Below are 26525 nucleotides of genomic sequence, written 5' to 3'. Positions count from 1 at the left end.
ACCTGCTGGCTGAACCGGCCCCTTGGCCGGTGTAGGCAAGCCCCGCCGCCCTCCGCGCCTCTCCAGCGGAGGGCGGCCTTTTGCGTTCACCCGCCGATATACCCCGGCTCGCCAGGCGGGATGGTGTCGGCGGTGACGACGTACACCTCCTTGGGTTCCACATACTCCGGACTGAAGGAGTGATGCGTCCCGGGCGGGCAACCGTTTGCGAGCTGCCCGTCGGCCGGGAATCCGGCGACACATTGACTCCCCACATACCTGGGTGCCCAGTACCAACGCCACCTCGTCCATGAACCGTCTGGCTGGATCGGTAGGTCGCAGATTTCTCGCACCTTCGGGTCGAGCCCAAGGATCGGCACTCGTTCACAGCCGGGCGGTGGGGGGTCGGCCACGGCCGGAGCGGCGCCAAGGATCGACGTCGCGGCGAAAACGGCGGCAACCACCGCAATCTTCCTCATGCGCGGATCGTAGCGTCGCCTCACATTGACAGGGAGAAGAATTACGTCGGGCGTCGGCCGGGGCAGGTCTGTCGTTGCTGGGGGCTATGGTGTTGGCCGTGTCAGAGCCGCTTGTTCAACGTCAGAAGCCCCGAGGCACCGCCGAGCTGGCCGACCTGACATTGATCGTCCGGCCGCACTGGTCCCTGGTCCGAACGTTCACCGACGACCAGCGCGCCGAGGCCGAGGCGTACGCCGCTGAGCATGGCGCCCAGGTCGAGACACTGCCGCTCGCACCGCCTGGTTCCTGATGCCTGACATTGGTGACCTGGTCCCGACCACCGACGACCGGTGGATGACCCTGCCGCCCAAGCGTTGCCCGAACGGTCACCAGCTCGGCGGGCACCGGGTGCTCGTCGGTCACCAGCCCTGCAACTGCGGTGGCCACACCACGTGGCGGTGCCGCGAATGCGACGCGGTGATCTACGGGCCGCCGCTATCCGCTGGGTGCCGGCCGCTGGCGGGGCCCGCCACGGTGGTCGAGCTCTAGTCGCTCAGGTCGGTGCGTGCGCCTTGTCCGGGCCGGGCAGCGTTCCACTCGCGCACCGCGTCGGCGTCCCACAACGGCGTCCGGGCGTCGAGCTCGCCGACTGACCCGGGCGCTTGTCCCCGGCTGACGTAGCCGCGCCACGTGACCGGGGTTGCGCCGATGTGTTCCGCGCATTGCTGCGCCCGCCAGAGCTCGCGACCGGTGTCCTCGTCGACGATGACCGGTTTCATTGGCGGGCGTCGATCCGGGCCGCCCGAACCACAATGCCGGCGTCGATGACGACGAGGACGGCCAGAACGATCCACATCCAGGCCGGCGCGGCGGTGAGCCACAGGACGAGTGCGGCGAGCGCGGGGATGGTGATGCCGGTGATGACCTTGGTGATCATCGGGTGTTCCTTTCTGCTGGTGGTTGGATATTCTGGGGGCCGGTGCCCCGACCCGGCTAGCGGCTCTAGTCGGGTCGGGGTCCGGTTCTAGTCGCCCTCGGGGTCCTCCTCCTCTTTCGGTTTCCGTATCGGGTAGTCGGTCAGGTGCTCCCTGATCTTCATCCCGGTTTGGATTCCTGCGAGGATCACGGCCACGAGGGCGATCCAGGCGGTTCCTGTCATCTGCTCTCCTTCCTCCGGCTGTTGGGCCGGGCCGGTATTTCCGGCTTCCCCTTTCGGGTAATACGACTATAGCACGCTAGCGTTGTGAAGTACAAGGGGTTTGGCCAAGAAAAATCCGGCAGACTAACCGAAAAGTCAGCGCCCGCAGGAACCTTCGGCAACGCGCGACCGCTCATCAAGCAGCTCATCTACCACCGCAGTAGACGTCACCGGATCGCCATCAGCCGCGCACGCCATCCGGTAGGCGACCAGTACCCGCAACTCGGTGTCAACGGACTCAGCAGACCTCACGACGATTAGACGCAGCGCGCGCTTATCCGGTTCCCACCGAGGCGGGCCTGCTCAGAACGTCGAAAACCCCTCGACGCTCACTGTCATGCCGTGGCCGGTCGCATCATTCATAAACGTTGTGTCCCCACTTGTCGGGGTGATCGTCCACCCGAGCGCCCGGTACGTCTCCCCGTAGGCCAGCGTGTTGTAGTCGGGGTTCCCAGGATCGCCGACGAGCCACTCCCAGCCGCCTCGCGACGTGACACTGATGCCGGAGGCTGGAAGCCCGCCAACAGAGGGTGTGGGTCGCATGAAATCCACATTGCATGCGACGGTTCCAGCCGTCACCTGGCAGACGGTCTTTCCTGAACGTGTTTTCACAAAGACGCTGCCCCCCTTAGCCGAGAGGGACACGGGCGCGGGCGGTCGCGGGGGAGGAGCTGGTAGGGCGGCCGGATGGGCCGACACTGCGGTAGGGGCTGGCGCTGGCATCGGAGCGGGCTGCGCGGCGGGCGCTGGCGGTACCGGAGCAGGTTGCGCGCCGCGGAGATGTGGCACTGCCACCCAGGCCGCACCGCCGACGACTGCCAGACTCGCCGCGACCGCGCCCGCCGTCACCCACGCCGGCCAACGGCGAGGCGGCAGAACCTCGGGGCTTTCATCGTCGGACCAGGCGTATGCCGACATGGTGTCGGCCTCGGCCACACCAGCAAGCTCGGTGGGCGCGGCCGACTCGGACCCCTCTTCCATGCGCTGAGCGTAATCCCGGTGAGGGACATCCGTGAGCCATATTTGCCTGCCCGTCAGGCAAACCCGGCACGTGGGGCGGATAGCCAGGTGGGTGCCGTGTTGTTTAAACAACACCTCATCACGTTTGCGCATGTCGCGGGCACGTGTGGCCACGTAATACATGGGTGTGTTTATGCAGGTCACGGGCTAAAAGCCCAGGTCGAAATGGGGTTCGAATCCCCTTAGCTCCACGTTTGAAAACCCGCTCTGACTTCGGTCGGGGCGGGTTTTTGCGTTTTGCTGGAAGGCCGGGCTACCTGCTACGAGAGCCGTCGGTCCGTCGGAGGCTCAGGCACTAGCCGCTCCACCAGAGACACGCCAGAGCCGGATAGTCGGGCAGTTGCTTGGCTGCGCCTGCGCGGTTGGGCTACTGGGGCTGACGTGATCGATCATTTCCTCGCGAACGAGTCGGGTGGGCGAGATCCTTCGATGGCCAAACCGCTTCGGTTCAGCACGGCGCAAACGGATGCATTCGCTAAGGACCTGACTAGCGGCTACGAGGGGGCCCCGGCGCTACCGGATGTTCTCGAGTCTGCCCGGACGACCGCTCTTGCAAACGCTGCCCTGTCAGGCCAATCCGTGTACACCGAGGTGCTCGGTGGATCTCCAGCACAAGAGGGGGCGGCATCGGGTTGGACTGTCGTAGGGACCAGCGAGCCCGACAATGTTTACGCACTGGGCCGCTACTCAGTTCAAGTCGTTACCCAGGTCGAGGCTGGGCCGGGACAGGATCCGGTCGTGCATCAGCGCTACTACATTTACGATTACATCGACTACGCTCATCCACGCAGTAGCGGGGGTGGCGTCATGGATGGCATGAAGACCGAAGCGATCGACAGCCTGGCGACGTTGCGCGATATCGGATGGGCACGAGGGTTCGACGCCACTGGTACGAGCACTATTCGGACATACCCTAACTACGGCTAGGCTAAGAGTCGAGGTACTTACGTTGACGATGCGGACAATGCCATCAATCTTGACGATAGCAATGCTGTTTCTGGTGGGCTGTTCAGATGAGGTCAAATTCGAGAAGCAGTCCCTTGACGAGCCCCAAACTCGAAGCCAATTGCAGAAAATGGGGATTGGCGTTCCTGATAACTATTCGCTGGTATCGATGATTGAAATGCCACCGCCCGGTTCGGGAAGTGCGAGCTATAAAGGATTGTTCACCTCTCCGCTGCCAATATCTCCAGTCGAAGTCGACGGGCTGCGATTGAAAATGAGGCCGACGACATGCCAAGGACTCCAGGTGTCGACTCTGTCGGATGGCATGGCATGTGCAACGTTGTCGAATCTGCAGATTGGTGGAACCCAACTCGCCGCTATCGACAACCTCACTGTCATTTCGGGACAGTCGCAGCCAGGCGAAGCCCGTGTCTATCTCACTGTCACTGGCCACTAGACGGTAGGGCAGGCGATGCTTCGGCCGTGCTTCGGAGTTTCGCCGCATCCGCAGTAGCAGGTGCCGTTCGGGTAGACCTGCGGAACCGATGGAATGCCGTTGGCGCCAGTCATATTGATCTCCCGTTGGCCTTGCGATTCGCGGTAGTTGTAGCGACGAAACGCCACGACACCCGGATGTAGGCCTTGACGTGGACGAGTCTGCTGCGATTGAACGCCGTCTCGGTGGTACGAAACGCCGACAGGATGCAAAATCGCCAGACTGGACAGGGTGCTCACTCCAAGTCGGACAAGACCTTTCGCGCAGCTTCGAGTTCGGCTTCGAGTGCGGCGACCTTGGCGGCCTGCTGTGATCGGGCCTCCTCGATCACCTCGTCGATGGGCGTGGAGAGGTCCTCGTGCAGCTCCTTGGCCGCGCGCGAGACGGCAGCAGCAGCGACCGCGACGTTGCGCGCCAGGTAGGTGGTGCCCTGCTTGAGTTCGGCGTGCCATTCACCGTCGGCGGTGCCGGTGACGGTGAGCGTCAGCTCGATGGTCTTGGCTTTCTTGGCCGGCGCCTTCTTGGCCGGGGCCTTCCGAGGCTTCTCGTCAACGGAAGTTTCAGCGCCGTCGGACGCGGGCGCGGTGGTCAAGTCAGCAGGGGTGTCGGAGTCGGTGGTCAACGTTTCTGGCGCCTGAGTGTCTACAGTCATCGTCACGGCGGACTCCTTCTCAACATCGTCTGCAAGAGCGGGCTGGCGGTCGCAGACATTAGAACACGCGTTCGACCTTCGGCGTCAAGTCGACGCGCCCGCCCGGTTCAACGTGTCGGGCTCTCCGCCTCGCGGATCTGGGCGCCGATGGCGGTGGAGTCCAGATTCTGGAGCAGGTCATGGTGATCATCGAAAACCGCTTGTGCACCTGCTTTTTCGAGCTCAGAGTCGGCGACTCCGCCGCACCGTACGCCGACGAACGGTACGCCGGTGCGGGTGGCGGCTTCGCCGTCCCACACTGCGTCGCCGACAAAGACCGCCTGCTCGGCGGACACGCCGGCGCGCTTCAACGCCACCTCGACGATGTCCGGGTCGGGCTTGGCCGTGTCGACATCTTTCGATGACGTCGCTGCCGCGATGGCGTCGTCGCTGTCGAGAATCTTTCGGGTGATCGCGAGTTCGTCTTCCGGCGCGGAGCTGGCGAGCACGACCCGCACCCCTCGCTCTGCGAGATGGTGGAGCAATTCGCGGGCTCCGGGAAGCCGGACGATCAGGTCCGTGCTGTCTTTGTAGAGGCTGCCGTGCCTGTCCTTGAGGCGTTGCTGCACAGCGTCACTCGCATCCCCGGACAGGTTTGCCACCAGGCTGTCGCCATCCATGCCGATGCTGCGGTGGATCCGCCAGGACTCCACGTCGATGTTCTCCTCGCGGAACGCGCGCGCCCAGGCGTGCACGTGCAGGTAGTTCGTGTCGACGAGCGTCCCGTCAACGTCGAACAGGACCGCAAAAGGGCTCGACATCGGCATGCGCGCGGTATACCCGCCTGCCCGCAGATCAAACGGCTCAGCGGTAGTGCGCCAGTTGCTCGGTCAGTTCCTGTGCGTATGCCAGTTGCCGGGTGAGTTTGGCGCAGGCTTCCTGGGCTCGGGTATGGCATTCGGCCAGATAGGTTGTCGCCGCGGCGCGCTGCGCGGCGGTCGAGGTGGGGGAGTTGAGGGTATCGAGGGTGTCGAGCAGTTCTCGCATTTCATCGAGGGTGAAGCCCAACGGTTTCATGCGACGGATCGCCAGCAGTCGGTCGACGTCGTCGGCCGTGTAGAGGCGGAAGCCGCCGGCGGACCGTGCCGAGGGGACAACCAGGCCGACCTCGTCGTAGTGCCGGATTGTCTTGATGGACAACTCGGTTCGTGCGGCGACCTCGCCGATCTGTAGGTGATCCTGGCTGCTCAACGCTTCCCCCTGTGACGGTCAGTGCGCCGCGGTGGCATGGCCGCTGAGTCGCGCGTGCCGTTCTGCGCTGTTTTCGTTCATGCCCACGATGGTGGCGGTCTTGCCCTTGGCGGCGTATTTGGTGGTGATGGCGTCCAGAGTGGACACGGTGGACGCATCCCAGATGTGAGCCTGGCTCATGTCGATGACCACGTTGTCGGGGTCGCCGGCGTAATCGAACTGGTAGACCAGGTCATTGCTGGAGGCGAAGAACAACTCGCCGCGGACCGCATACACCCGGGTGTCCTCGTCGGGATGGTCGACATCCACCACCTCGGTGAAATGGGCGACCCGGCGGGCGAACAGCACCATAGCCGTCAGGGTGCCGACAGCGACGCCGTAGGCCAGGTTGCTGGTCGCCACCGTGACCGCGACCGTGGCCAGCATGACGGCGGTTTCGCTCTTGGGCATGCGCCGCAACGTTTTCGGGTTGATGCTGTGCCAATCGAAGGTCCCGACAGACACCATGATCATCACGGCGACCAGTGCGGCCATGGGGATTTGGGCCACGACATCGCCGAGGCCGACGACCAGACCGAGCAGGAACGCGCCGGCCAGGAACGTCGAGATCCGAGTCCGGGCGCCGCATGCCTTCACGTTGATCATGGTCTGCCCGATCATGGCGCAGCCGCCCATGCCGCCGAAGAATCCGGTGACGATGTTCGCCACGCCCTGGCCCAGCGCCTCGCGGGACTTGTCGGAGTGGGTGTCGGTGACGTCGTCGACCAGCTTGGCCGTCATCAGCGATTCCAGCAGGCCCACGACCGCCATGGCGAGTGCATAGGGCGCGATGACTCCGAGCGTGTGCAGGGTGAAGGGCACGTTGGGAATCAGCAGAGACGGCAGACTCGACGGCAACTGCCCCTCGTCACCGACGTTGGGAATCGACCAGCCGAATCCGACGGTGGCGGCGGTGAGCACCACGATGGCCACCAGCGGTGCGGGGATCGCGGTGCTCAGTTTCGGTAGCGCCACGATGACGGCGATGGCGACCGCGACCATCGGGTAGACCAGCCACGGCACCCCGAGCAGATGCGGCAACTGGGCCAGGAAGATCAGGATCGCCAACGCGTTCACGAAGCCGACCATCACGCTGCGCGGCACGAACCGCATCAGCTTCGCGACCCCCAGACCACCGAGAATCAGCTGCAGCACTCCGGCGAGGATGACCGTGGCGATCAGGTAGTCCAGGCCGTGACTGCGCACCAGCGGGGCCACCACCAGGGCGACGGCACCCGTCGCCGCCGAGATCATCGCCGGCCGGCCACCGACGATCGCAATGGTCACCGCCATCGTGAACGAGGCGAACAGTCCGATCCGCGGATCCACCCCGGCGATGATCGAGAACGAGATCGCCTCGGGGATCAGGGCCAACGCCACCACGAGGCCGGCGAGGACCTCGGTGCGCAACCGGCGCGGCGAACGGAGCGCAGTGAGCACCGACTGCTGTTCGTGCGGCGTCACCGCATCGGTCGATCGTTTCAACACAACTCCGTTTCAGTGCCCTCGGTCCAACACGGAGGGCGGATGTGGGCACAGTCGAGACACGCGTCGTTGCGTGAAAGCTATTGCCGGAACATGCAATCGATTACGGTCGCAGGGCCTGCAGGCGCGGACGTGCGGCCGCCACGTTCGGCGTCGTAGCCGAACTCTACCCTTGGGGGAGGGTTGTGTTTCAAATCGAGAAGCGTGGATGTGCTCGACGCCACAGCGAAGTGGATTGGGGCGGCGGACGGCCGGCGTGGGCTGAATTCGGGTAGCGCACTACTCACGCCAACGCCGCGGTGCCCGGAGTTGACTGGCGATCACCAACAGTCATCGCATTGCGGGGGGGCATCATGACGCGTCACGGTCGAGACAGCTTCTACATCGTCGGTGAGGGTTTGGTGACGCCGGAAACGGCTGACGAAACCCGCACCCTGGCGGCGGAGGCGGTGACACGGATATCCGATACAGCTTTGCTCGGCAAGTTCCGCTTCTCGCGCATCGGGCCGAAAGGCACGCCGGCCAGCGTCGGGTTGATCACTGAATTGGCCAAGGCGATGACCGAACCGCCGTCGGATCAGGACGGTGAGATTCCGGCCGGATACACGTATCTGGGTCAGTTCGCCGATCACGACCTGACGAGGGATGACACTGTCGCTCCGCTCGGATCGGACCTCACGGTCGACGAGCTTGTCCAGGGCCGTTCGCCCACACTCGATCTCGATTCGCTCTACGAGCGCGGTCCGGTCAAAGACCCGCAGTTCTACACCGACGGGCTGCACCTGAAGATGGGCAGCACCATCGGGCAGGGCCCGATCCTGCCTGGGTTCGACGGCTTCGACCTGCCGCGCGACCCAGCGCGGAAGACGGCGGTGATACCTGACCATCGCAACGATGAGAACCTGGTGGTGGCCCAGACCCACCTTGCCTTCATCAGGTTCCACAACCGGGTGCTCGACACCCTCGGCCCGGTTCCCGCTCCGGCAGTGTTCGAGACGGCGCGCGCGCTCGTCGTCAAGCATTACCAGTGGATGTTGCTACACGATTATCTACCGAAAATCGTCGACCCCGGCATCGTGCACGACGTCTTCACCCACGGTCGCAAGCTCTTCGAGAAATCACCGATTCCAGGCGATAGCCCCACCATGCCGATCGAGTTCTCCGTCGCGGCATTTCGCATGGGCCACAGTATGGTTCGCTCGGCCTACAACTGGAACAAGATATTCGACAACGGGCAGGGAACTCTGTCGGCGCTGTTCGCGTTCTCGGGAACCAGCGGTGGACTATCGGGCAACAGTCCCTTGCCGTCCACGTGGATCGCCGACTTCCGCCGGTTGTACGACTTCGCGGAGGCGGGACGTCCAGACTTGGTGGTACCGAAGGCCAAGTTCAACCGGGCGCTCAGGATCGACACCAGACTGACCGATCCGCTCGCGACCCTCCCGCCGGGCTCATTCGGCGGCGACCCCAATGTCCCGGTACCGCCGCTTCAAGCCAACCTGGCGTTCCGGAACCTCATGCGGGCCAACATGGTCAAGCTCGCCAGCGGCCAGCAGATGGCAGCACTGGCCAACGTCACCGCGCTCAACGCCGAGCAGATCCTCAAGGGCAACGGGGGTGCTCAGTTGAACGGTCTTTCTGCCGCGTTGGGCAACGAACTCGTCGCCAACACCCCATTGTGGTTCTACATCCTGCGGGAAGCCGAGGTGTTCGGTGGAGGGCGGCTCACCGGCGTAGGTGGCCGCATTGTGGCCGAGGTGTTCCACCGGGCGATGGAAGGAAGCAAGTATTCCAGTGTGCGTGAACCACATTGGCGTCCCAACCTGGGGCCCGATCGGCTCACCTTCCGCATGACGGACTTGCTGCTGTTCGCCTTCGACGGGCGAGCCGAGTTGCTCAACCCACTCACCGACGACCCCGCGCAACAGGACACGATGATCGAACTGCGCTTGGGTACCGACAGTGCCTTCGTCAAGATCTTGCAGCATCTGTTGCGCGCGAGGGGTTTCGGTCTGAAAGTCGACGGCGACTTCGGCCCGCTCACCGATGCGGCGGTGCGGGTATTCCAAGGCAGTCAGGGCGTCAAGGTCGACGGCATCGTGGGACCGGTTACCTGGACTCGGCTGTTCATCACGGTCCGCCCGGGTAGCAAGGGTGAGGCCGTCAAGGCCGTGCAGGTAAGGGTGAACCTGAGTCAAGCCACCCCCATCGATGTCGACGGCGACTTCGGCCCGATCACCGACGCGGCGGTGCGCAAGTTCCAGAAGAGCCGGGCCATCGACGTCGACGGCGTCGTCGGGCCGGCCACGTGGCGACAATGCGTATCCGGTCCCGCCTGATCGGACGTCAGTCCTCAAGCCCGTATTCGTCGAACCAGTAGGCGAGCTTGCCGCGCCGGCTCACTGCACGCAGCCGGGCCTCGGCGGCCGTCCGTGTCTTGCTCGTGGTGACGATGAGCAGTTCGTCGCCGACGGCGATGCGGGTGTCCGGCAGCGGAACGAAGGTACGGCCGTCGCGGATGATCAGCGTGATGACTGCCGGGTCGGGCAGCCGCAGTTCCAGGATGGTGACGTTGTGCAGCCGGGAATGGGGCTGCACTGTCATGGTCAACAGCTCGGCGTCGAGCACGTCCAGCGGTGCGGCTTCGACTTGGATCTCGCGGGTGACGTCGCGGGTGATCAGCCCGAGCGCGTTGGCCACGAATCGGATGCTGGGCGCCTGTATCAGGGTGAAGATCACCACGAGCACGAACACGATGTTGAGCAGTCGGTAGCTGTCGGGCACGCCCGCGACGATCGGAAACGTGGCCAGCACGATCGGCACCGCACCGCGTAAGCCCGCCCAGGACAGGAAGAGCTGTTCGCGCAACGGGATACGGAATCCGGCCAGTGACAGGATCACCGACACCGGCCGCGCGATGAGCAACAGCACCAGCCCGATGACGATCGCGGGGATGATGTCGCCGGCCAGATCGTGCGGGTTCACCAGCAACCCGAGGAGGACGAACAGTCCGATCTGGGCCAGCCAGCCGACTCCCTCGGCGAACGATCGGGTGGCCGACTTGTGTGGCAGGCCGGAGTTGGCCAGCACCACTGCGGACAGGTAGGCGGCGATGAAGCCGCTCGCATGGGCGCTGCCTGCGGCGGCGAATGCGATGAAGCCCAACCCGAAGGTGGCGATCGGGTAGAGCCCCGAGGCCGGCAGTGCGATGCGGCGCAAGGCGAACGCCCCGGCGAACCCCACACCCAAGCCGAGCAGAGAGCCGGTGACCAGTTCGTAGAGCAGGTCGGTGATGGCGCCCTCGGGGTGGAACACGAACGGCACCACGCTGAACGTCAGCACCAGGATGACTGCGGGCGCATCGTTGAAGCCGGACTCTGCTTCCAGGAGACCGGCCAGGCGTCGGGGCAACGGCAGGATCCGCAACACCGAGAACACCGCGGCCGCATCCGTGGAGGACACGATCGCCCCGAGCAGCAGCGCGAGTTGCCAGTCCACGCCCAGCAGCAGGTGCGCGCCGACGGCGGTGATGGCGGTGCTGATCAGCACGCCGAGGGTGGCCAGCACGCCCGCGGGCGCCAGTACCCCTCGGATATCGGAGAACCGGGTGGTCAAGCCGCCTTCGACGAGCACGATCGCCAACGCCGTGGTGCACACGTTGCGGGCCAGCTCGACGTTGTGGAAGTCGAGCCCGATCCCGTCGACGCCCAGCACCATGCCGACTGCCAGGAAAAACAGCAGGCTGGGGAAGCCGATGCGGGTCGCCACGCGCGTGCCGATGATGCTCGCCAACAGCACGATGCCGCCGGTCAGCAAGGTCAGGTACAGCTGGTTCAGGCTCATCGGGAATTAGTTAATCAGGCAGAAGGGCCGCGAGTGCGCGGTGCCGATAGGGGAAAATGGCCGAGTGGGCGAACGGAAGATGCGAGTCGTGGTTGCCGGCGCGGGCAATGTGGGCCGTTCCGTGGCCCGTGAATTGCTCGACAACGGCCACAAGGTCCTGCTGATCGAGCAGCTGTACCGGCGCTACGAACCGCACACGGTGCCGGGCGCGGATTGGTTGTTGGCCGATGCGTGCGAGCTCTCGGCCATGGAGGGTGCCGGGATCGAAACCGCCGACGTGCTGATCGCTGCGACCGGTGACGACAAGTCCAATCTCGTGGTGGGGTTGCTGGCCAAGTCCGAGTTCGGGGTGCCGCGGGTGGTGGCCCGGATCAATGACATCCGCAACCAGTGGCTGTTCGGTCAGGACTGGGGCATCGATGTCGCGGTGTCGACGCCGGGATCGTTGGTCGCCGGCATCGAGGGTGCCATCGACGTCGGGCATCTCGTGAGGCTGATGACGTTGCGCGGCGGCCGCGTCGAGCTGACCAAACTCACGCTGCCGGAAGACAACCCGGTGGTCGGTCAACGGGTGGACCGGTTGGACCTGCCCGTGGATACCGCGCTGGTCACCATCGTCCGCGGAAACAAGGTCCGGTTGCCCAAGCTCGACGATGTGTTCGAAGCCGGCGACGAGCTGCTCTTCACCGCCAACCGCACCTCGGAGAACTCACTGCTGGCCGCGATCCACGGCGGGGAGTTCCTGCGGGAAGTGGTTTCCGACGAGCCGTGACGCGTGGTGGTTTCGCTGCGCGGCATTGAATCAGCGAACTTTTGCACCAATTGCGGGCGCGAGTGGTATGACTCAAATGACCGGTTCCCTGTGGTCAAGCGGGGTGAGTGTGATGACAGTGCGGTGTTTCCAGCAAAAGGTCGATGGCATTGACTGGTACTGCGAGATGCGCGGCGACGGGCCACCGGTCGTGCTGGTGCCTTCCGGTGAAGGTGACTGCGCGTCGTTCGACCGGGTGGCGGCCCAACTCGCCAACGAGTTCACCGTGCTCACGTTCGACATGCCGGGATTCTCGCGGAGTCGCGTCCAGACTGCCGACGATGTGTCGGTATCGAAACTTGGTGACCAGATCGCTTGTCTCGTCAACTCTTTGGGGACTCATCCCGCTACCTTTTTCGGCTGCAGCTCCGGCGGCGTTGCAGTGCTCGACTTGGTGGTCGGCCACGGTGACCTCGTCAGGAACGTCGTGGTCCATGAAGTGGCAATGGCCGGGGCAGCCGCACTTTTGGCGGATCTTTTGACACTTGACGATGCCGCCGTCGTCGAGCGCTGTCAGTTCCTGTTCGCCAACATGATGAACGACGACGTCGCGGCATGGGAAGCGCTGGGCGATGAGTATCACGCGCGGCTGGCGCAGAACTACGTGACGTGGGTCCGGCGATACCTGGCGCCGGGATTATTGCCATCGCACTCACCGGAGGACCTCGTCGGCAAGCCGATCACGTGGACCATTGGGGGCCTCACTCCGGCCGTCACGTTTCTCGACAACGTGGTGCTCGCGGTCAAGGCGGGGTGTCCAATCAGTCCGCTGATGTGCAAACACTTCCCACAGGTCAGTGCACCGGAAATGCTTGCTGCGCACATTCGGCAGAGCGTGTTTGCCCGCCAGGGCTGAGTACATCCGTGCTGCCCGCCGGGCTAAGCGACTTTAGGCGGTGGTTTGGGTTGGAACGGGGTGTACCACCACCAGTCCGCGCGCTCACCGGTAGGTCCGGGGCACGGCGGGACATCGGGTAGGGGCGTGGTGGGTGGACGGGCCAGCGACCTGTCCAGCAACCGTTTGCCGGTGCTGTCGGTGACCACGAGTCGGTCGGCGGGGCCGGTGATCGTGATGCCGCCTCGGTGGTGTAGCCGGTGGTGAAATGGACACACCAGCACGAGGTTGTGGAGTTCGGTGGGTCCGCCGTCTTCCCAATGCACGATGTGATGGGCGTGCAATCCACGGGTGGATCCGCAGCCCGGGACGACACAGCACCGGTCGCGGTGCTCGAGGGCGCGGCGGAGGCGGCGGCTGATGGTCCGGGTGGTGCGGCCCGTGCCGATCACCTGCCCCTGGCGCTCGAACCAGGCCTCACAGGTGGCGTCGCAGAGCAGGTAGCGCCGGTCATCCCCGGTCAGCAGCGGCCCCAGATGCAGTGCAGCAACTGGTTTGTCGCCGTCTTTGTCGAGGTTGACATGCACGGCCACGGTGGTGTGCTGCCCGTGCGGGCGGCGTGCCGCCTCGACGTCCCAGCTGGCCTCCACCAGGCTCATGAACGCGTCCACCAGGCCAGGGAACGGCGGCGCCTGCTCGGCTTCACCGTCGATGTCGTGATCGTGTTTCCAGTCGGCGATCACCGCATCGTGATGCGACTGCAGGGCGGTGTCGAATTTCGCCGCTTCCAACCACGGCAACCGGATCCGCCAGGTGGTGTACTCGTCCTCGACGATCTTGGTGATCGAACGCTCGGGTTCGGGCCGGGTCTCGGGTTCGGGGCGTGGTTCCAGCTTGACCGCGGTACGCAACTGGCGGACGGTGGCGACGGCGGCCAACTCGGCGTAGTGCTCATCGGAGCCGTCGGCGGCCTTCTCTGCGATGACCCCGACCTGATCCAGCGACAGCCGGCCTTCACGCATTCCTTGCGCGCAGCGGGGGAATTCTTCGAGTCGGCGCGCGACGGCCACGACGGTGTCGGCGTTGCGTGGAGTGATTCCGGTTTTCCAGGCCACCAACGCCTCAATCGAGCGGGCGCCGGTGGCGCCGCACAGCTCGTCGCGATTCATCTCGGCGACGATCTCCACGATGCGTGCGTCGATCGCGTTGCGTTGGCCGGTCAGCTCGGCGACCTCGTCGAACAACATCTCCAGCCGCTGCACTGGGCTCACCCCACCAGTGAAAGAAGCTGCGCCCGAAGACATGACACCATCAAAGCAGAGGGGTCCGACATTGATGATGGAAGAGCGTTACCGCGCAGGTCGTGACTCTGGGTCTGACTGACGCCCTGCTGGGTTGTCTTTAGCTTGATTTGTCCGGCCTGTGTGGTGCGCGTCTTGTTCACGCCGGACAGGACGGACATGACCTAATCAGGAGCCTGGCCGTTCCTCATCAATGTCTTGTCTGCCCGCCCTGGCCGGTGTGTGCCCCACCTAACGCTGGTCAGAAGGGACACCATCATCTTGACAGAATCTGTGCTCGTCGTCGCCGGTGTGGATACTGACGCCGATACCATGCACGTCGCCGCGATCTCGATGACTGGTGCGGTGATCGGTGACCGCGAGTTCCCGACCACGCGCACCGGTTATGCCGCGGCCATCCGATTCCTGACCTCGTTGGGACAGGTGGAGCGGATCGGCGTCGAGGGCACCGCCAGCTACGGGGCCGGGTTCACCCGGGTACTGACCGCTGCCGGTATCGAGGTCGTAGAAGTCACCCGGGCGGTCAAGTCCACCCGCCGGCTCAAAGGGAAGTCCGACCCGCTGGACGCCTACAGTGCTGCCCGTACCGCGTTGGCCGGCGATGGGCTGGCCATCCCCAAAGACGATGCCACCGCGGGGCTGCGGGCTTTGCATATTGCTCGTCGTTCGGCGGTCAGACACCGTACCGCAGTCATCAATCAGCTCAAGGCCATGTTGGTCTCGGTGCCGGATGTGGTGCGTGAAAAGTACCGTGGTTTAACGGCATTGAAGTTGATCGAGGCACTCGCCCGGTGCCGCCCTGACGCACAGGTCGAACCGTGGGCGCAGTCGCTGCTCGTTGCGGCCAAGTTGCTTGCCCAGCGGGTGCAGTTCCTCGAAACCCAAGCCGAGGCACTCGAAGCGCAGATCGACGCCTTGGTGACAGAGGCGAATCCCGGGCTGCGCGCGGCCTACGGCGTCGGCGCGGACACCGCAGCCCAACTTCTCATCACCGCCGGGGCCAACCCGCACCGACTGCACAGTGAGGCGGCGTTCGCTGCGCTGTGTGGAGTGGCGCCGGTGCCTGCGTCGTCGGGTAAGACCAACCGACATCGACTCTCCCGCGGCGGGGACCGCGCCGCCAACAACGCATTGCATCGCGTCGCGTTGGTGCGACTGTCCCACCATCAGCCGACCAAGGACTATGCCCAGCGTCAACTGAACAACGGCGACAGCAAGAGCCGGATGGAGGTCCTGCGCAAACTCAAGCGGGCCATAGCGCGAGAAATCTTCAAACTGCTGACCCGCCAGATCGCCGTACCCGACTACGCAGACCTGCGCCCAGCACGGCAAGCCAAAAACATCACCGTCACCGCCGCTGCCAACCACTTCGGGGTTGGCCCACCGTCATCTCTCGTATCGAACGCGGCCTACAGCGCGACGACAGCTTCGCCGAGACCTACAGACACTGGCTCCAAATCGCTTGACATCAATAGGAGCATCAAGTTCGGGTCGTGCAACATGGCGGCCGTAGGCTGATGGCCATGGATGCCGAAGACGCCGAGGAAACCGAAGCGCCGGAACGCCGGCTGGTGATCAGAGTCAACTCGAACGCGAAGATGTCGCGGGGCAAGGCCGCGGCACACGCCGTGCACGCCGCGCTCAAGCTCTACGGCATCGAATACGAGCACCCGGTCATCGTGATCGGCGGCAAGCCCGACGAGATCCTCGCGCAGACGGTGCATGTCCGCGACGCCGGACGTACCGAGCTCGAACCCGGCACGCTGACCGCGGGGGCGAGCTGGGAGTACAAGAGCCGCGCCGAGCCCGACGCCCCCGAGTAGGCCTCTATCCTGTTGCGGCTGTGCGATCCTGACGTGGCTGGGGTAGCTCCAGTCCGAGGTGTTCTCGCAGCGTCGTCCCCTCGTATTCGGTGCGGAACACACCACGCTCCTGCAGTAGCGGCACGACGCGGTCGACGAACGGGTCGAGCCCGCCGGGCGTGACGTGGGGGACCAGGATGAAGCCGTCGCTGGCATCCGACTGCACGAGATGGTTGATGGATTCGGCAATGGTGGTCGCTGAGCCGACGAAGTTCTGTCGTCCGGTGACCTCGATGATGAGCTCGCGGGTCGTCAGGTTCTCGGCTTCGGCCTTGGCGCGCCACTCGTTGGCGACCGCGATCGGGTCGCGGTGGATACGCACACTGGCGCGGCCCTTGGCGATGGTGTTCTCACCGACCAGCGGGTCGACGGTGGGTAGCGACCCGTCGGGGTCATGATCGGAAAGGTCGCGGTTCCACAGCTGTTCGAGGAACTTGATCGCGGTGGCGGGGGATACCTGGGCCAGACGGACCTCGTGGGCCAACTCAGCAGCTTCGAGGTCGGTGTCGCCGAGCACGAAGGTGGCCGCGGGCAGGATCAGCAACTGGTCGTGGTGACGGCCGTATTTGGCCAGGCGACCCTTGACGTCGGCATAGAACTTCTGGCCGTCTTCCAGCGTCCCGTACCGCGAGAAGATGGCGTCGGCGGCCGCGGCGGCGAACTCGCGTCCGTGGTCGGAGTCCCCGGCCTGGAAGATCACCGGGCGTCCCTGTGGGCTTCGCGGGACGTTGAACCGACCGCTGATGTCGAAATGATCGTTGTGGTAAGCGAACTCGCCGGCGGTGGCATCGGACAGGAAGATACCGCCGTCCTTGTCGGCGACGATCTCGTCGCCCCGCCACGAGTCGAACAGGGTGTGGGCGGCGGCCAGGAAACTCTCGGCTCGCTCGTAGCGCTGGTTCTCGGGCAGGAAGCCGCCGCGACGGAAGTTCTCTCCGGTGAAGGCGTCCCACGAGGTGACGACGTTCCACGCGGCCCGGCCTTCGGAGAGGTGGTCCAGCGAAGCGAATTGCCTTGCCACCTCATAGGGTTCGTTGAAGGTCGAGTTGATCGTGCCGGTCAGGCCGAGCCGGTCGGTTACCGCGGCCAGCGCGGCCAGCACCGTGAAGGTATCGGGGCGTCCCACCACGTCGAGGTCGTAGATCTGGCCGCCCTGTTCGCGAAGCCGCAGCCCCTCGGCCAGGAACATGAAGTCGAACTTGCCGCGCTCGGCGGTCTGCGCGAACTTCACGAACGAATCGAACTCGATATGACTGCCGGATGCGGGGTCACTCCAGACCGTGGTGTTGTTGACCCCGGGGAAGTGCGCGGCCAGGTGAATCTGCTTGACGGGCTTGCTCATGCGCGTGTCCTGTCGATGTCAGACGGTCGTGTAGCGGTTGGCCGGGCGGGGTAGACCCAGCAGACCGCGAAGGGTGGATGCCTCGTAAGACTGGCGGAACAGGCCGCGGCGCTGCAGCTCGGGGACCAGCACATCGGTGATCTGCTGCAGGTCGTGCGGGAGTGCGGCCGGACGCAGCCGGAAGCCGGTGGCTCCGGCGGTATGCCAGGCATCCAGCAGATCGGCCAGCTGCGCGGGCGTACCGACGAAAATCTCGGCATCGCTGCGGTATTCGGCTCCTGCGAGCTCGTCGAGGCGTTCGTGTCGCGCGCGTGCCGCGTCGAGCGTGTCGTCAAGAAAAACCACCAGGTCGGCGAACACCCGCACCGCAGCGGCATCGGAAGCTCGCGGTGCGGCGATGGCGTCAACCAGGGCGGTGACCTCATCGACGCTGTGGGGGGTGACAAAACCGACGTCGGTGCTGCCGGCGATCAGCCGGTAAGCGGGGTCGACGTGGCCAAGAGCGGCGACGATGGGCTGCCCCTGCGGCGGCCGCGGGGTGATCGAGGGGCCCTTGACGGAGAACGAGGCGCCCTGGAAATCGATGTAGTGCAGCTTGTTCCGATCGATGAATCGGCCGGTGGCCACGTCGCGGATCTCGGCGTCGTCCTCCCAGCTGTCCCACAGCCGGCGCAACACCTCCACGTAGTCGCCCGCCTCGTCGAACAACTCTGCGCTCAGTACCGCACGTTCGTCGGGCAGGCGGCGTCGGCCGAAATGGGCTGCGGCATCCCGACGGGAGGCCACCTGGACCCGCACCCCGGCGCGGCCGGTACTGACGTAGTCGAGGGTGGCGATCGCCTTGGATGCGTGGAACGGCTCGGTATAGCTGGTGATGACGGTGGGCACCAGGCCGATGTGGCGGGTACGGGGTGCGACGCGGGACGCGATCAGGACGGCGTCGAGGCGCCCGCGCACCCGGTCGGTGCGGTCATCGCGGCGGAAGGGATGGTCGGACTGCAGGGTGAGCCCGTCCTCGATGGTGACGAAATCGAGCAGGCCGCGTTCGGCCTGGCTGACCAGGTCGGTCCAGTACCGCGGGGTGAGTGTTTCGGCAGGGCGGGCCAGCGGCTCGCGCCAGGAAGCCGGGTGCCAGCCGGTGCCATCGAGTGCGACGGCGAGGTGCAGTGGGGTGCCCATCGACGGTTCTCACTTTCAGTCGCGGTCTCTGGCGACAACGCGAGCTCACACCCGGGTAATCCCGGGCGGGAGCCGTCGCGAGTGTCCAACCCAGTCTGACCTGCCTGAAGAGATCGACGCAGGGTGATGCGAAAGTGCGATTGGCCGCTGTCGACGGACCTCGGGCGGCGAACGACCGGGCCGAGGATGGATCGGCCCGGCCGTTCGGGCGCAACAAGCTACTGCTCAGCAGGGGTTGACCGCTGACGTGCGGATTTGATGGAGTCGGACAGCGTCCAGAAGGAAAGCCCGAGTAGTGGAATGTCCTTCAAGAGGAACTCGCCAGTCAGTGACAACGCGGGAAACCCGCCGCCCTTGGGTTCGGTGACACCGGGAGTGGTGAACAGAAAGCTGACGGTGGCGAGGAACAGCAGTATCGCCAACAGGCTGCCGGCTATCGACAGCTTCGGGGCGATCGGCTTGATCGCGATGAGCACGGCCGCGGTCAGCTCGAATACGCCGAGCAGCGCGGAGAACGGGTAGACCGGAAGAAAGTTGTACAGCCAACCCATGAACGGGCTGTGGGCAACCAGCGGCTGAATCTGTTGAGCCTCGAAGTCCGCGAACTTGAGGGCGCCGATCCACCCGATGACCACTACGAGGCCGTAACGGCCAACGATGGCCGCGATTGCATCGATCGTCGAAATATTGACTGTGTCAAGTAGTTTCGTCCGGTTTGCAGATGTCGTCATGGTGATTCCTTGTGAGTTGGCCGTGCACGGGGGTGGTGTAGATCAATGTAACCCAGAAAATGGGTTATGCAACCCAATACGATGCTTCGGTGCGGCTGGCGTAGCTGGCTTGTGAGCCATCGATGTGGGGGAATGCGCCTAGGTCGCGGCGTGTAAGACGCGGGATGCGGAAAGTATTGGGGTCGATGACCCAATCGGGTTATGATTCGGGCATCACACGCCCCACGCGAGCGGAGGTGCTTCATTGACTGTGCAGCGATCGCGCCCGGAGCGGGTGGCACTGTTCTCCGACGCCGTGTTCGCGGTGCTCATCACCATTCTGGTTTTGGAGTTGAAACCCCCGCCCGCTGACACATTTGGAGCGCTGCTGCCGTTGTGGCCCACAGCGCTCAGCTATGCAGTGAGTTACCTTTTCATCGCGATTGTGTGGATGAACCATCACCATCTGTTGAGCTATGCGCAGTCAACGACGCCTCGGTTGGTCTGGTCCAATTTCCTGCACCTGTTCGCGGTGTCGTTGATCCCGTTCGCCACAGAGTGGATCGCGGATACTCGATTGGCGTCGGCGCCGGTCGTTCTCTACGCATTGATTTTTGTTGTCGTCAACGTGACATACGTGGGGTTGTGCTGGGAGGCGGTTGACCAACCCTCGCACGAGGCAGCCTCCACCAGACTGCGCCGCCTACTCCGCATGCGTTCGGTCGTCACGATCGGGGTGTTCGGCGCTTCCGCTGTCGTGGCGATCTGGTTTCCGTTAACGGCGATGATCCTCATCTGTGCCTGCCTGGTGCTGTATCTGCGTCCCGACCCCGTGCAGGAGGAGGAGCGGCAGGTGCTCGACCGAGTGTGAGAGCGCCCTTTCGGATCGCTGGTTATCCACCGGCGGGCATCAGAGGTCCAGTACCAGTTCACCGCTGGGCGCAGCGCAACAGATGAGGGCCGATCCGGGGGCAGGCGGGTCAAGGGGGTCGGTCACGTAATCGAAGCTGCCGGTGACCACCTCGGTCGCACAAAGATGGCATACGCCGCTCCGGCAGGAGTACTGCGTGGGGACGTCGCAGGCCTCGGCCAGTACCAACACGGTGCGGTATCGCGGCGACCAGGGCACGGTCAGTCCTGCACGGGCGAATGTCACTGCAGCGCCGGTTCCGGGTTCGCCGACTGGGGGGTGCGGACGACGTACCTGCGCTGTCGGCAGGGATCCTGGATTGACCGCCTGCCGGGCACCGAACAATTCCGAGTGGATGCGCGTGATTCCGGCAGCGGTCAGCGCAGCGGCCATGTCTTCCATGAAAGCCGACGGTCCGCAGAGGAATGCGGTGGCGTCAACCGGCAACGCGAGCGCGGCGATCTGCACGTCGTCGAGCCGTCCGCCCGCCGCCGAACTGTAAAAGTCATGCCATTCGGCATTCGGCAGTGCCGTCAACAACGTGGCGATCTCGTCGCGGAACGCGTGCGAGGACTCGTCATGCGTGGTGTGAACCCAGATGACCCGTCGGGAACTGGACGTGGCCGCCAGGTGATGCAGCATCGCCAGCACTGGCGTGACACCTATGCCGGCCGACATCAGGATGAGCGGGCCCGGGGCATCGACAAGCCGGAAATCCCCGTGCGGGGCCCCGACGTCCACAGAGGTGCCGACGGTGGCCGTGTGATGGAACCATTGGCTGACCAAGCCGTGAGGCTCTCGCTTCACGCTGATTCGGTACCTGTCACCCGTTGGGGCTCCCGATAGCGAATAGCTGCGTAGGGCCGGGGGCTGCCCGGGTGCAGCGATGCGGATAGTCACATACTGGCCCGGCAGCGGAGCAGGGAGGAGGCCGTCCGCTCGCAACTCGAATGACGCCACGTCGCTGGTCTCGCGGCGGATGGCGCCGATGCGCATCGGACGAAAACCTCGCCAAGCCGGTTGGGGTTCGGCGGGGGGATCCGCCGACAGCAGCTCATGGAACGACTGCGCCCATCCAGGGCTCAATGCAGGGATTTCGGCGGCCAGGCGCATGCCGTGTTTGTCGGGATCTGGAAGGTAGAGCATTGCGTCGACCGCCGCGACCGACAATCGGTGTCGGCCCTGATGGGTTTGGACGATCTGATCGCCGGCGCAGACCCGTCCTTCGGTGACGACCCGGAAGTAGAACCCCGGGCGGTGATGGGCGACCAGAAGTCGCGGCATGTCCGCTATTCCGAGGCGCATACCCACTCTGAAACAGGTGACGCGAGGTTGAGTCACCTCGAATTCGGCATCGCCGATCCGATATCGATCTCCGATACACACGGTGTCGTCCGGCAGTCCGGATACGGTGAAGTTTTCGCCGAAGTGCCCGGGTGACAGGTCATCGCGCCCCAACTCGCGCCGCCAGTAGTCATACGACTCGGCCTGATAAACCATGACCGCCCGGTTCTCGCCGCCGTGACCGTTGAGATCGCCCTGTCCATCGCCGTCGACATTTAGGCGGCGGACCTGAACGGGTCCCTCGACGGGCTCTTTGTAGATCGCGGTATGGATCGTCTTGCCCTGCCACGAAATATCTTTGGGCATTCCGACATTCACAGAAAGCAGCCGTGGCATGCCGCTCCTTCCCGATGACGTGCTGCGCGCTCGGCGAGTCGCCAGAGGGCCACGACAGACGGTCGGCAATTTTGGGTTTCTGACCCCAATATTGCACCGCGGGAGGGCGGCGTCAATTGCTGGTTGATCAGCGGGCTCGCGGCGGCGCTTCGGCGTGCCGCCTTAATCATGAATCTCATAATGTGGGAGGGCGGTAGACTGGTCGGCAAATGTACACCGCAGGCCCTTCCACAGGATTTACGGCCAAGGGCCGTGCCACCCGCGAACGCATCCTGCAGTCCGCGGCGCGGGTCATCCTCGATGATGGTCTGTCCGGATTGAGCCTCGACAAGGTTCGGCAAGCCGCCGCGGTCAGCGGTTCGCAACTCAGTCACTACTACGCCGACAAGCAGGCGTTGATCCGGGCGGTGATGGAACGGCAGATGGAGGTCGTGCTCGGTTTCCACCGCCAGCCGATGCTCGGTGGGCTGGACACCTTCGACGACTTCGAGCGCTGGCTCGACCTCAACATGCGCTACCTGCGCAAGATCGGCTACACCGGAACGCCGACCTACCACGCGCTGGCGGGTCAGCTGATGAAGTCCGACGAGCAAACTCGGCAGGCGCTGGCCGCCGGGTATGAACAATGGATCTCCCAGCTGGAGCAGTCGTTTCAGCGCATGCTGGATCGCGGGGTGCTGGTGACATCGGCGGACCCCAAGGCGCTGGCGATGGTTGTCGTCGCCGGCCATCAGGGTGCGGGCACACTCACATTCGCCTACCGCCAGGAGTGGCCGCTGAGTGACACGCTCAGGTTTGTGGTCAATTACCTGCGCCTGTTTGCCGCTGATCCCGCCGAGCGGGTCGCACGTCCTCCGCGTCGGCGACGCGACCGGCGCAAGCCGACGGTTGTGGTTGATGACGCGTCGCAGCGATTCACGCGTAAAGGCCTGGCGACCAGGGCTCGCATCATCGACGGTGCCGCTGAACTGATGTTCCGTGACGGTGTCGGCGGCACCAGTCTCGATGATGTGCGCCGGGCCGTCGGCGTGAGCGGATCGCAGATCGCCCACTACTTCGCTGGCAAGCGGGATCTGACCCGGCAGGTGATCGCGGCACGGGCAGACGACGTCCTTGAGTTTCACCGGCGGCCGGAGTTCTCGCAGCTCGGCAGCATCGCAGCGATTCGTGCCTGGGCCAAAGCTTGTGAGCGCCAACTCGAGACGGTCTACCTCCGCGGTGGATGCATCTACGGCTCATTGACCGGCGAGCTTCTCGAAGACACCGAAGTCCTCGATGACCTGGCAGCCGGCTACGAAAAGTGGATCGGCCTTTTCTACTCGGGGCTGAGTGCCATGCGTAGCAAGGGTGAACTCGTGGAGCAGGCCGATCCGCATCACCTGGCGGTGGCGCTCGTCGCTGCGCATCAGGGCGGCACCATGCTGGCTTTCGCCACAGGTCACCCGGAGCCATTCTGTGCGGTGGTCGGAGCGGCGGTCGACTATGTCGAGTCCTTTGCGGTGACCCCTGAGAAGCGTTCAAGGCGAGCGATCTCGCGGCGCAGCGCCAAGTCCTGATCGGACCCGGCGTTTTGGCCGGATGGGGGATACCTCTGGACAAAAGTGGGTGATGTGACCCAGAATATTGGGTTACTAGACCCAATGATCGAACTTGTGGTGTCTGCGTACTGCGATCGGTCGATGCGGACGGTTACTTGAAGAGCGGGGAAAATTCCATGGGACTGGCTTGGCAACAGGGTCCACTGGCCTCCGGGTCCGTCGGCCAGTTTCTGACTCCGCAACCGTTGCCGGAACGACTGCTGTTCGCTGAGCCACTACGGCGTCGAATGCGGGTGAAGTTGGGCGACAAGTGGATTGCCGACAGTCAGAACGTCGTCCTGCTGCATGAGCCGGGGCGCTATCCGGTCGCTTATTTTCCTGCTGACGACCTAAGTCCAGAGGTTCTTGATGCTGAAGGGGTTGTCACCGAGCACCCCGAGCTGGGGCCGGTGCAATGGTTCAGTGCCCGGTCAGTAGAGCGCACGGTCAAACGGGCCGCCTGGCGATTCAGTTCTCTTCCTTCGTACGCCGGTGTACTCGAGAATCGGTTCGCATTCGCCTGGCGGGCGATGGACGCGTTCTTCGAAGAGGATGAACGCGTTGTCGGTCACGCGGCAGATGCGTACCACCGCATCGACATCCGCTCGACATCCCGGAACCTGATCGTGCGTCACGGTGACCGGGTGATCGCCGAGACGAGCCACCCCCTGGCGCTGTATGAATCGGGATTCGCGGTCCGCTGGTACGTGCCTCGTGCGGACATCGACGAATCCGCCCTGAAACCTGTTGAGGGGCAGACGTTCTGCCCGTACAAAGGTTTGGCCAGCTACTACGACATCGGCGACCGGCGCCGGGCTGCATGGTCGTATACACAGGCCTGGACAGAGGTTGCCAGAGTGCGCAACCTCATCTCTTTCGAGCCGGACAAGGTCGATGTCCACCTCGACGGACGGCAACTGGAACTGGAACCCGGACAGAACGTCCTGCCGCACGGCGTCGACCGCGGGTTGGACCCCGCAGAGATTCTCGGCCGGTCAGAAGACGAACGGTGACGATCCAAGCCAGGCTCGAAGTCGTCACCGTGCCGGTGTCCGACCCGGACCGGTCGTTGCGGTTCTATCGGGACCAGCTCGGATTCGTACTCGATGTGGACTACGCACCGACGCCTGAATTTCGCGTGATCCAACTGACGCCGCCCGGGTCGGGCACCTCAATCCAGTTCGGAGTCGGATTGACCGACGCGATGCCGGGCAGCCAGCGCGGCATCTACCTGGTGGTGTCTGATATCGAGAGTTACCGCGACGAGCTCACCGGGCGAGGCGTTGCCGTCGGCGGTATCCGGCACAAAGACATCGACGGCGGGTGGCGTGGTGGGTTTCTGCCCGGCGTAGAGCCGAATCGATCGGACTACGCGAGCTTCGCGGACTTCGTTGATCCCGACGGCAATTCCTGGGTGCTACAGGAACGTGACCACCACCCAACGACTACACACGGAACGGATTGACCATTGACCATCCAGAACTCCGAATCAACACCAGCCGAGGGCTCCGACACCGGTATCTACGACGTTATCGTTCTGGGCGCCGGCCCGGTCGGGCAGAACGTCGCCGCCCGGGCCCATGCCGCCGGCCTGACCGTTGCGGTTATCGAGCGCGAACTCGTCGGCGGTGAATGTTCTTACTGGGGTTGCGTTCCGAGCAAGGCGCTCTTGCGCCCGGTACTCGCGATCGCCGACGCCCAGCGCATAGACGGTGCGCGCGAGGCAGTTTCGGACCCCATCGACGTGAAGGGCGTGTTCGGCCGTCGGGACCGGTACGTGACCGAGTGGAATGACGGTGGCCAGGCCGAAACGGTCGCCGCCATGGGTGTCGACCTGATTCGGGGCCACGGACGTCTCGACGGCCCACGCCGTGTCACAGTGACTTCGGCCGGCCGGGAGCCCCGAGTGTTGACGGCCCGCGAGGCCGTGGCGGTGTGTACCGGCAGCACGGCGGCGCTACCCGACATACCCGGCGTGGCCGACGCGCACCCCTGGACGAACCGCAAAGCCACCGACAGTAGTGACGTTCCTCCACGGTTGGCGGTGGTCGGCGGTGGGGGAGTCGGAGTAGAGATGGCGACGGCCTGGCGGGGACTCGGTTCCGAAGTCACATTGTTGGTGCGCACCCCTGGCCTCCTGCCCAAGATGGAGACCTTCGTCGGCGACCATGTCCGTCAGGGCCTTTCGGCTTCCGGCGTCGATGTGCGCACCGAGGTGACGGTCACCGAGCTGCGGCGTCCGTCGCCGGACGAACCGGTGGAAGTGATCCTGAGTGACGGTGACCGTCTCGTTGTCGACGAGATCCTCTTCGCCACCGGGCGCGCGCCGAATACGATCGATATCGGGCTGGAGACGATCGGGCTGTCGCCTGGATCATGGCTCGATGTCGACGACACCTGCACTGTCCGTGAGGTTGGAGGCGACTGGTTGTACGCACTGGGCGATGCGAACCATCGCGCGTTGCTGACCCACCAGGGTAAATATCAGGCGCGCATCGTCGGCAACGTCATCGGCGCACGCGCACAAGGGCTTCCGCTCGAAACATCACCTTGGGGTCCGCATCTCGCCACGGCAGATACCCTCGCGGTGCCGCAGGCATTCTTCACCGATCCCGAAGCCGGCTCGGTGGGACTGACCTACGCGCAGGCTGCCCAGCAGCGAAGCCGTGTGAAGGCCGTCGATGTCAACATCGGTCAAACCGTTCCCGGGGCGAACTTCTACGCGGACGGCTACACCGGACAGGCCCGGCTCGTCGTCGACCTCGAACGCGGAATCCTGGTCGGGGCCAGCTTTGTCGGTCCCGGGGTGGTCGAATTGCTGCACTCGGCCACGATCGCGGTCGCCGGCGAGGTCCCCATCGACCGGCTCTGGCATGCGGTGCCCTGCTTCCCGACCATCAGCGAGGTGTGGCTGCGGCTGCTGGAAGCGCACCGCGACTCCGACCCGTCAGACTGAGGCCGCGGCCCACGGT

The 26525-nt window shown here is 64.6% G+C and carries 28 protein-coding genes; 14 read left to right on the top strand and 14 right to left on the bottom strand.

Going from position 1 to position 26525, the window contains the following annotated elements:
* Nucleotides 1-86 precede the first annotated feature (86 nt).
* Nucleotides 87-458 (bottom strand): CDGP domain-containing protein, encoded by a 372-nt coding sequence (locus AB0876_RS28610; RefSeq protein WP_526043549.1) that lies wholly within the window; start codon nucleotides 456-458, stop codon nucleotides 87-89.
* Between the two features lie 98 nt (nucleotides 459-556).
* Here AB0876_RS28610 and AB0876_RS28605 point away from each other — a divergent pair, with 98 nt between their 5' ends.
* Nucleotides 557-748, top strand: a complete 192-nt coding sequence (locus tag AB0876_RS28605) for a hypothetical protein (RefSeq protein WP_526043548.1) — start codon at nucleotides 557-559, stop codon at nucleotides 746-748.
* On the top strand, nucleotides 748-987 hold the full coding sequence (locus AB0876_RS28600) for a hypothetical protein (protein ID WP_526043547.1): 240 nt from the start codon (nucleotides 748-750) through the stop codon (nucleotides 985-987). The genes AB0876_RS28605 and AB0876_RS28600 overlap by 1 nt, the downstream gene beginning before the upstream one ends.
* Here the strand turns inward: AB0876_RS28600 and AB0876_RS28595 are convergent.
* The 3 genes from AB0876_RS28595 to AB0876_RS28585 form a co-directional block, all read right to left on the bottom strand.
* Nucleotides 984-1217, bottom strand: a complete 234-nt coding sequence (locus AB0876_RS28595) for a helix-turn-helix transcriptional regulator (RefSeq protein ID WP_526043546.1) — start codon at nucleotides 1215-1217, stop codon at nucleotides 984-986. The genes AB0876_RS28600 and AB0876_RS28595 overlap by 4 nt on opposite strands.
* Complete coding sequence (locus AB0876_RS28590) at nucleotides 1214-1375, bottom strand: hypothetical protein (protein WP_526043545.1); 162 nt, start codon at nucleotides 1373-1375, stop codon at nucleotides 1214-1216. The genes AB0876_RS28595 and AB0876_RS28590 overlap by 4 nt, the downstream gene beginning before the upstream one ends.
* Nucleotides 1376-1462: 87 nt before the next feature.
* Entirely contained in the window at nucleotides 1463-1597 is a 135-nt protein-coding gene (locus AB0876_RS28585) for a hypothetical protein (protein WP_526043544.1), read from the bottom strand.
* A 1440-nt stretch (nucleotides 1598-3037) separates the two neighbouring features.
* Between AB0876_RS28585 and AB0876_RS28580 the strand changes: the two genes are divergently transcribed.
* Together AB0876_RS28580 and AB0876_RS28575 are read left to right on the top strand one after the other, a co-directional pair.
* A complete protein-coding gene (locus AB0876_RS28580) occupies nucleotides 3038-3583 on the top strand; it encodes a hypothetical protein (protein WP_491838387.1) in 546 nt (181 codons plus the stop codon).
* Nucleotides 3584-3620: 37 nt separating this feature from the next.
* Nucleotides 3621-4058, top strand: a complete 438-nt coding sequence (locus tag AB0876_RS28575) for a hypothetical protein (RefSeq protein WP_491838388.1) — start codon at nucleotides 3621-3623, stop codon at nucleotides 4056-4058.
* A gap of 274 nt (nucleotides 4059-4332) precedes the next feature.
* On the opposite strand, the gene AB0876_RS28570 is transcribed toward AB0876_RS28575, so the two are convergent.
* From AB0876_RS28570 to AB0876_RS28555, 4 genes are all read right to left on the bottom strand, one after another.
* On the bottom strand, nucleotides 4333-4755 hold the full coding sequence (locus AB0876_RS28570) for a DUF6319 family protein (RefSeq protein WP_526043543.1): 423 nt from the start codon (nucleotides 4753-4755) through the stop codon (nucleotides 4333-4335).
* 101 nt (nucleotides 4756-4856) lie between these two features.
* Entirely contained in the window at nucleotides 4857-5549 is a 693-nt protein-coding gene (locus AB0876_RS28565; RefSeq protein WP_491839309.1) for an HAD family hydrolase, read from the bottom strand.
* Between the two features lie 43 nt (nucleotides 5550-5592).
* Nucleotides 5593-5979 (bottom strand): MerR family transcriptional regulator, encoded by a 387-nt coding sequence (locus AB0876_RS28560; RefSeq protein WP_491838390.1) that lies wholly within the window; start codon nucleotides 5977-5979, stop codon nucleotides 5593-5595.
* Nucleotides 5980-5997: 18 nt separating this feature from the next.
* Nucleotides 5998-7503 carry a SulP family inorganic anion transporter gene (locus tag AB0876_RS28555; protein ID WP_491838391.1) on the bottom strand — a complete coding sequence of 502 codons (1506 nt, stop codon included), beginning with the start codon at nucleotides 7501-7503 and terminating at the stop codon, nucleotides 5998-6000.
* A 353-nt stretch (nucleotides 7504-7856) separates the two neighbouring features.
* On the opposite strand from AB0876_RS28555, the gene AB0876_RS28550 reads away from it, so the two are divergent.
* Entirely contained in the window at nucleotides 7857-9842 is a 1986-nt protein-coding gene (locus AB0876_RS28550) for a peptidoglycan-binding protein (RefSeq protein ID WP_526043542.1), read from the top strand.
* Between the two features lie 7 nt (nucleotides 9843-9849).
* On the opposite strand, the gene AB0876_RS28545 is transcribed toward AB0876_RS28550, so the two are convergent.
* Nucleotides 9850-11346 carry a potassium/proton antiporter gene (locus AB0876_RS28545; protein WP_491838393.1) on the bottom strand — a complete coding sequence of 499 codons (1497 nt, stop codon included), beginning with the start codon at nucleotides 11344-11346 and terminating at the stop codon, nucleotides 9850-9852.
* Nucleotides 11347-11425: 79 nt separating this feature from the next.
* On the opposite strand from AB0876_RS28545, the gene AB0876_RS28540 reads away from it, so the two are divergent.
* Together AB0876_RS28540 and AB0876_RS28535 are read left to right on the top strand one after the other, a co-directional pair.
* Nucleotides 11426-12118 (top strand): potassium channel family protein, encoded by a 693-nt coding sequence (locus AB0876_RS28540; RefSeq protein ID WP_064961168.1) that lies wholly within the window; start codon nucleotides 11426-11428, stop codon nucleotides 12116-12118.
* A gap of 76 nt (nucleotides 12119-12194) precedes the next feature.
* Complete coding sequence (locus AB0876_RS28535) at nucleotides 12195-13013, top strand: alpha/beta fold hydrolase (RefSeq protein WP_491838394.1); 819 nt, start codon at nucleotides 12195-12197, stop codon at nucleotides 13011-13013.
* Nucleotides 13014-13036: 23 nt separating this feature from the next.
* Here AB0876_RS28535 and AB0876_RS28530 read toward each other — a convergent pair whose 3' ends face one another.
* Nucleotides 13037-14296, bottom strand: a complete 1260-nt coding sequence (locus tag AB0876_RS28530) for an HNH endonuclease signature motif containing protein (protein WP_526043541.1) — start codon at nucleotides 14294-14296, stop codon at nucleotides 13037-13039.
* A gap of 258 nt (nucleotides 14297-14554) precedes the next feature.
* Between AB0876_RS28530 and AB0876_RS28525 the strand changes: the two genes are divergently transcribed.
* A complete protein-coding gene (locus AB0876_RS28525; protein ID WP_526043540.1) occupies nucleotides 14555-15811 on the top strand; it encodes an IS110 family RNA-guided transposase in 1257 nt (418 codons plus the stop codon).
* Between the two features lie 5 nt (nucleotides 15812-15816).
* Complete coding sequence (locus AB0876_RS28520; RefSeq protein ID WP_055112357.1) at nucleotides 15817-16116, top strand: hypothetical protein; 300 nt, start codon at nucleotides 15817-15819, stop codon at nucleotides 16114-16116.
* Nucleotides 16117-16120: 4 nt separating this feature from the next.
* Here AB0876_RS28520 and AB0876_RS28515 read toward each other — a convergent pair whose 3' ends face one another.
* From AB0876_RS28515 to AB0876_RS28505, 3 genes are all read right to left on the bottom strand, one after another.
* Nucleotides 16121-17497, bottom strand: coding sequence for an NtaA/DmoA family FMN-dependent monooxygenase (locus AB0876_RS28515; RefSeq protein ID WP_526043539.1), 1377 nt, complete (start codon nucleotides 17495-17497; stop codon nucleotides 16121-16123).
* A gap of 18 nt (nucleotides 17498-17515) precedes the next feature.
* Entirely contained in the window at nucleotides 17516-18676 is a 1161-nt protein-coding gene (locus AB0876_RS28510; protein WP_526043538.1) for an LLM class flavin-dependent oxidoreductase, read from the bottom strand.
* Between the two features lie 218 nt (nucleotides 18677-18894).
* Nucleotides 18895-19407, bottom strand: coding sequence for a YkgB family protein (locus AB0876_RS28505; protein WP_055112362.1), 513 nt, complete (start codon nucleotides 19405-19407; stop codon nucleotides 18895-18897).
* Nucleotides 19408-19657: 250 nt separating this feature from the next.
* Here AB0876_RS28505 and AB0876_RS28500 point away from each other — a divergent pair, with 250 nt between their 5' ends.
* Nucleotides 19658-20257 carry a TMEM175 family protein gene (locus tag AB0876_RS28500; protein ID WP_418007992.1) on the top strand — a complete coding sequence of 200 codons (600 nt, stop codon included), beginning with the start codon at nucleotides 19658-19660 and terminating at the stop codon, nucleotides 20255-20257.
* A gap of 39 nt (nucleotides 20258-20296) precedes the next feature.
* Here AB0876_RS28500 and AB0876_RS28495 read toward each other — a convergent pair whose 3' ends face one another.
* Entirely contained in the window at nucleotides 20297-21976 is a 1680-nt protein-coding gene (locus tag AB0876_RS28495; protein ID WP_526043537.1) for an MOSC domain-containing protein, read from the bottom strand.
* Between the two features lie 209 nt (nucleotides 21977-22185).
* On the opposite strand from AB0876_RS28495, the gene AB0876_RS28490 reads away from it, so the two are divergent.
* The 4 genes from AB0876_RS28490 to AB0876_RS28475 all read left to right on the top strand — a co-directional run bounded on the left by AB0876_RS28490 (nucleotide 22186) and on the right by AB0876_RS28475 (nucleotide 26509).
* Nucleotides 22186-23532: a TetR/AcrR family transcriptional regulator gene (locus tag AB0876_RS28490; RefSeq protein ID WP_526043536.1), complete on the top strand. Its 1347-nt coding sequence runs from the start codon at nucleotides 22186-22188 to the stop codon at nucleotides 23530-23532.
* A 158-nt stretch (nucleotides 23533-23690) separates the two neighbouring features.
* The gene (locus tag AB0876_RS28485) at nucleotides 23691-24566 is read left to right on the top strand and encodes a DUF427 domain-containing protein (protein WP_055112366.1); all 876 of its coding nucleotides are present in this window, start codon (nucleotides 23691-23693) and stop codon (nucleotides 24564-24566) included.
* A 2-nt stretch (nucleotides 24567-24568) separates the two neighbouring features.
* Nucleotides 24569-25018: a VOC family protein gene (locus AB0876_RS28480; protein ID WP_526043630.1), complete on the top strand. Its 450-nt coding sequence runs from the start codon at nucleotides 24569-24571 to the stop codon at nucleotides 25016-25018.
* A gap of 3 nt (nucleotides 25019-25021) precedes the next feature.
* Nucleotides 25022-26509 carry a dihydrolipoyl dehydrogenase family protein gene (locus AB0876_RS28475; protein WP_526043535.1) on the top strand — a complete coding sequence of 496 codons (1488 nt, stop codon included), beginning with the start codon at nucleotides 25022-25024 and terminating at the stop codon, nucleotides 26507-26509.
* Nucleotides 26510-26525 lie beyond the last annotated feature (16 nt).

This window comes from Mycobacterium sp. NPDC049093, from assembly GCF_040704635.1.
GTDB lineage: Bacteria > Actinomycetota > Actinomycetes > Mycobacteriales > Mycobacteriaceae > Mycobacterium.
The sequence above is the reverse complement of the archived record's forward strand: the minus strand, read 5'-3'. Positions and strand labels throughout refer to the sequence as shown.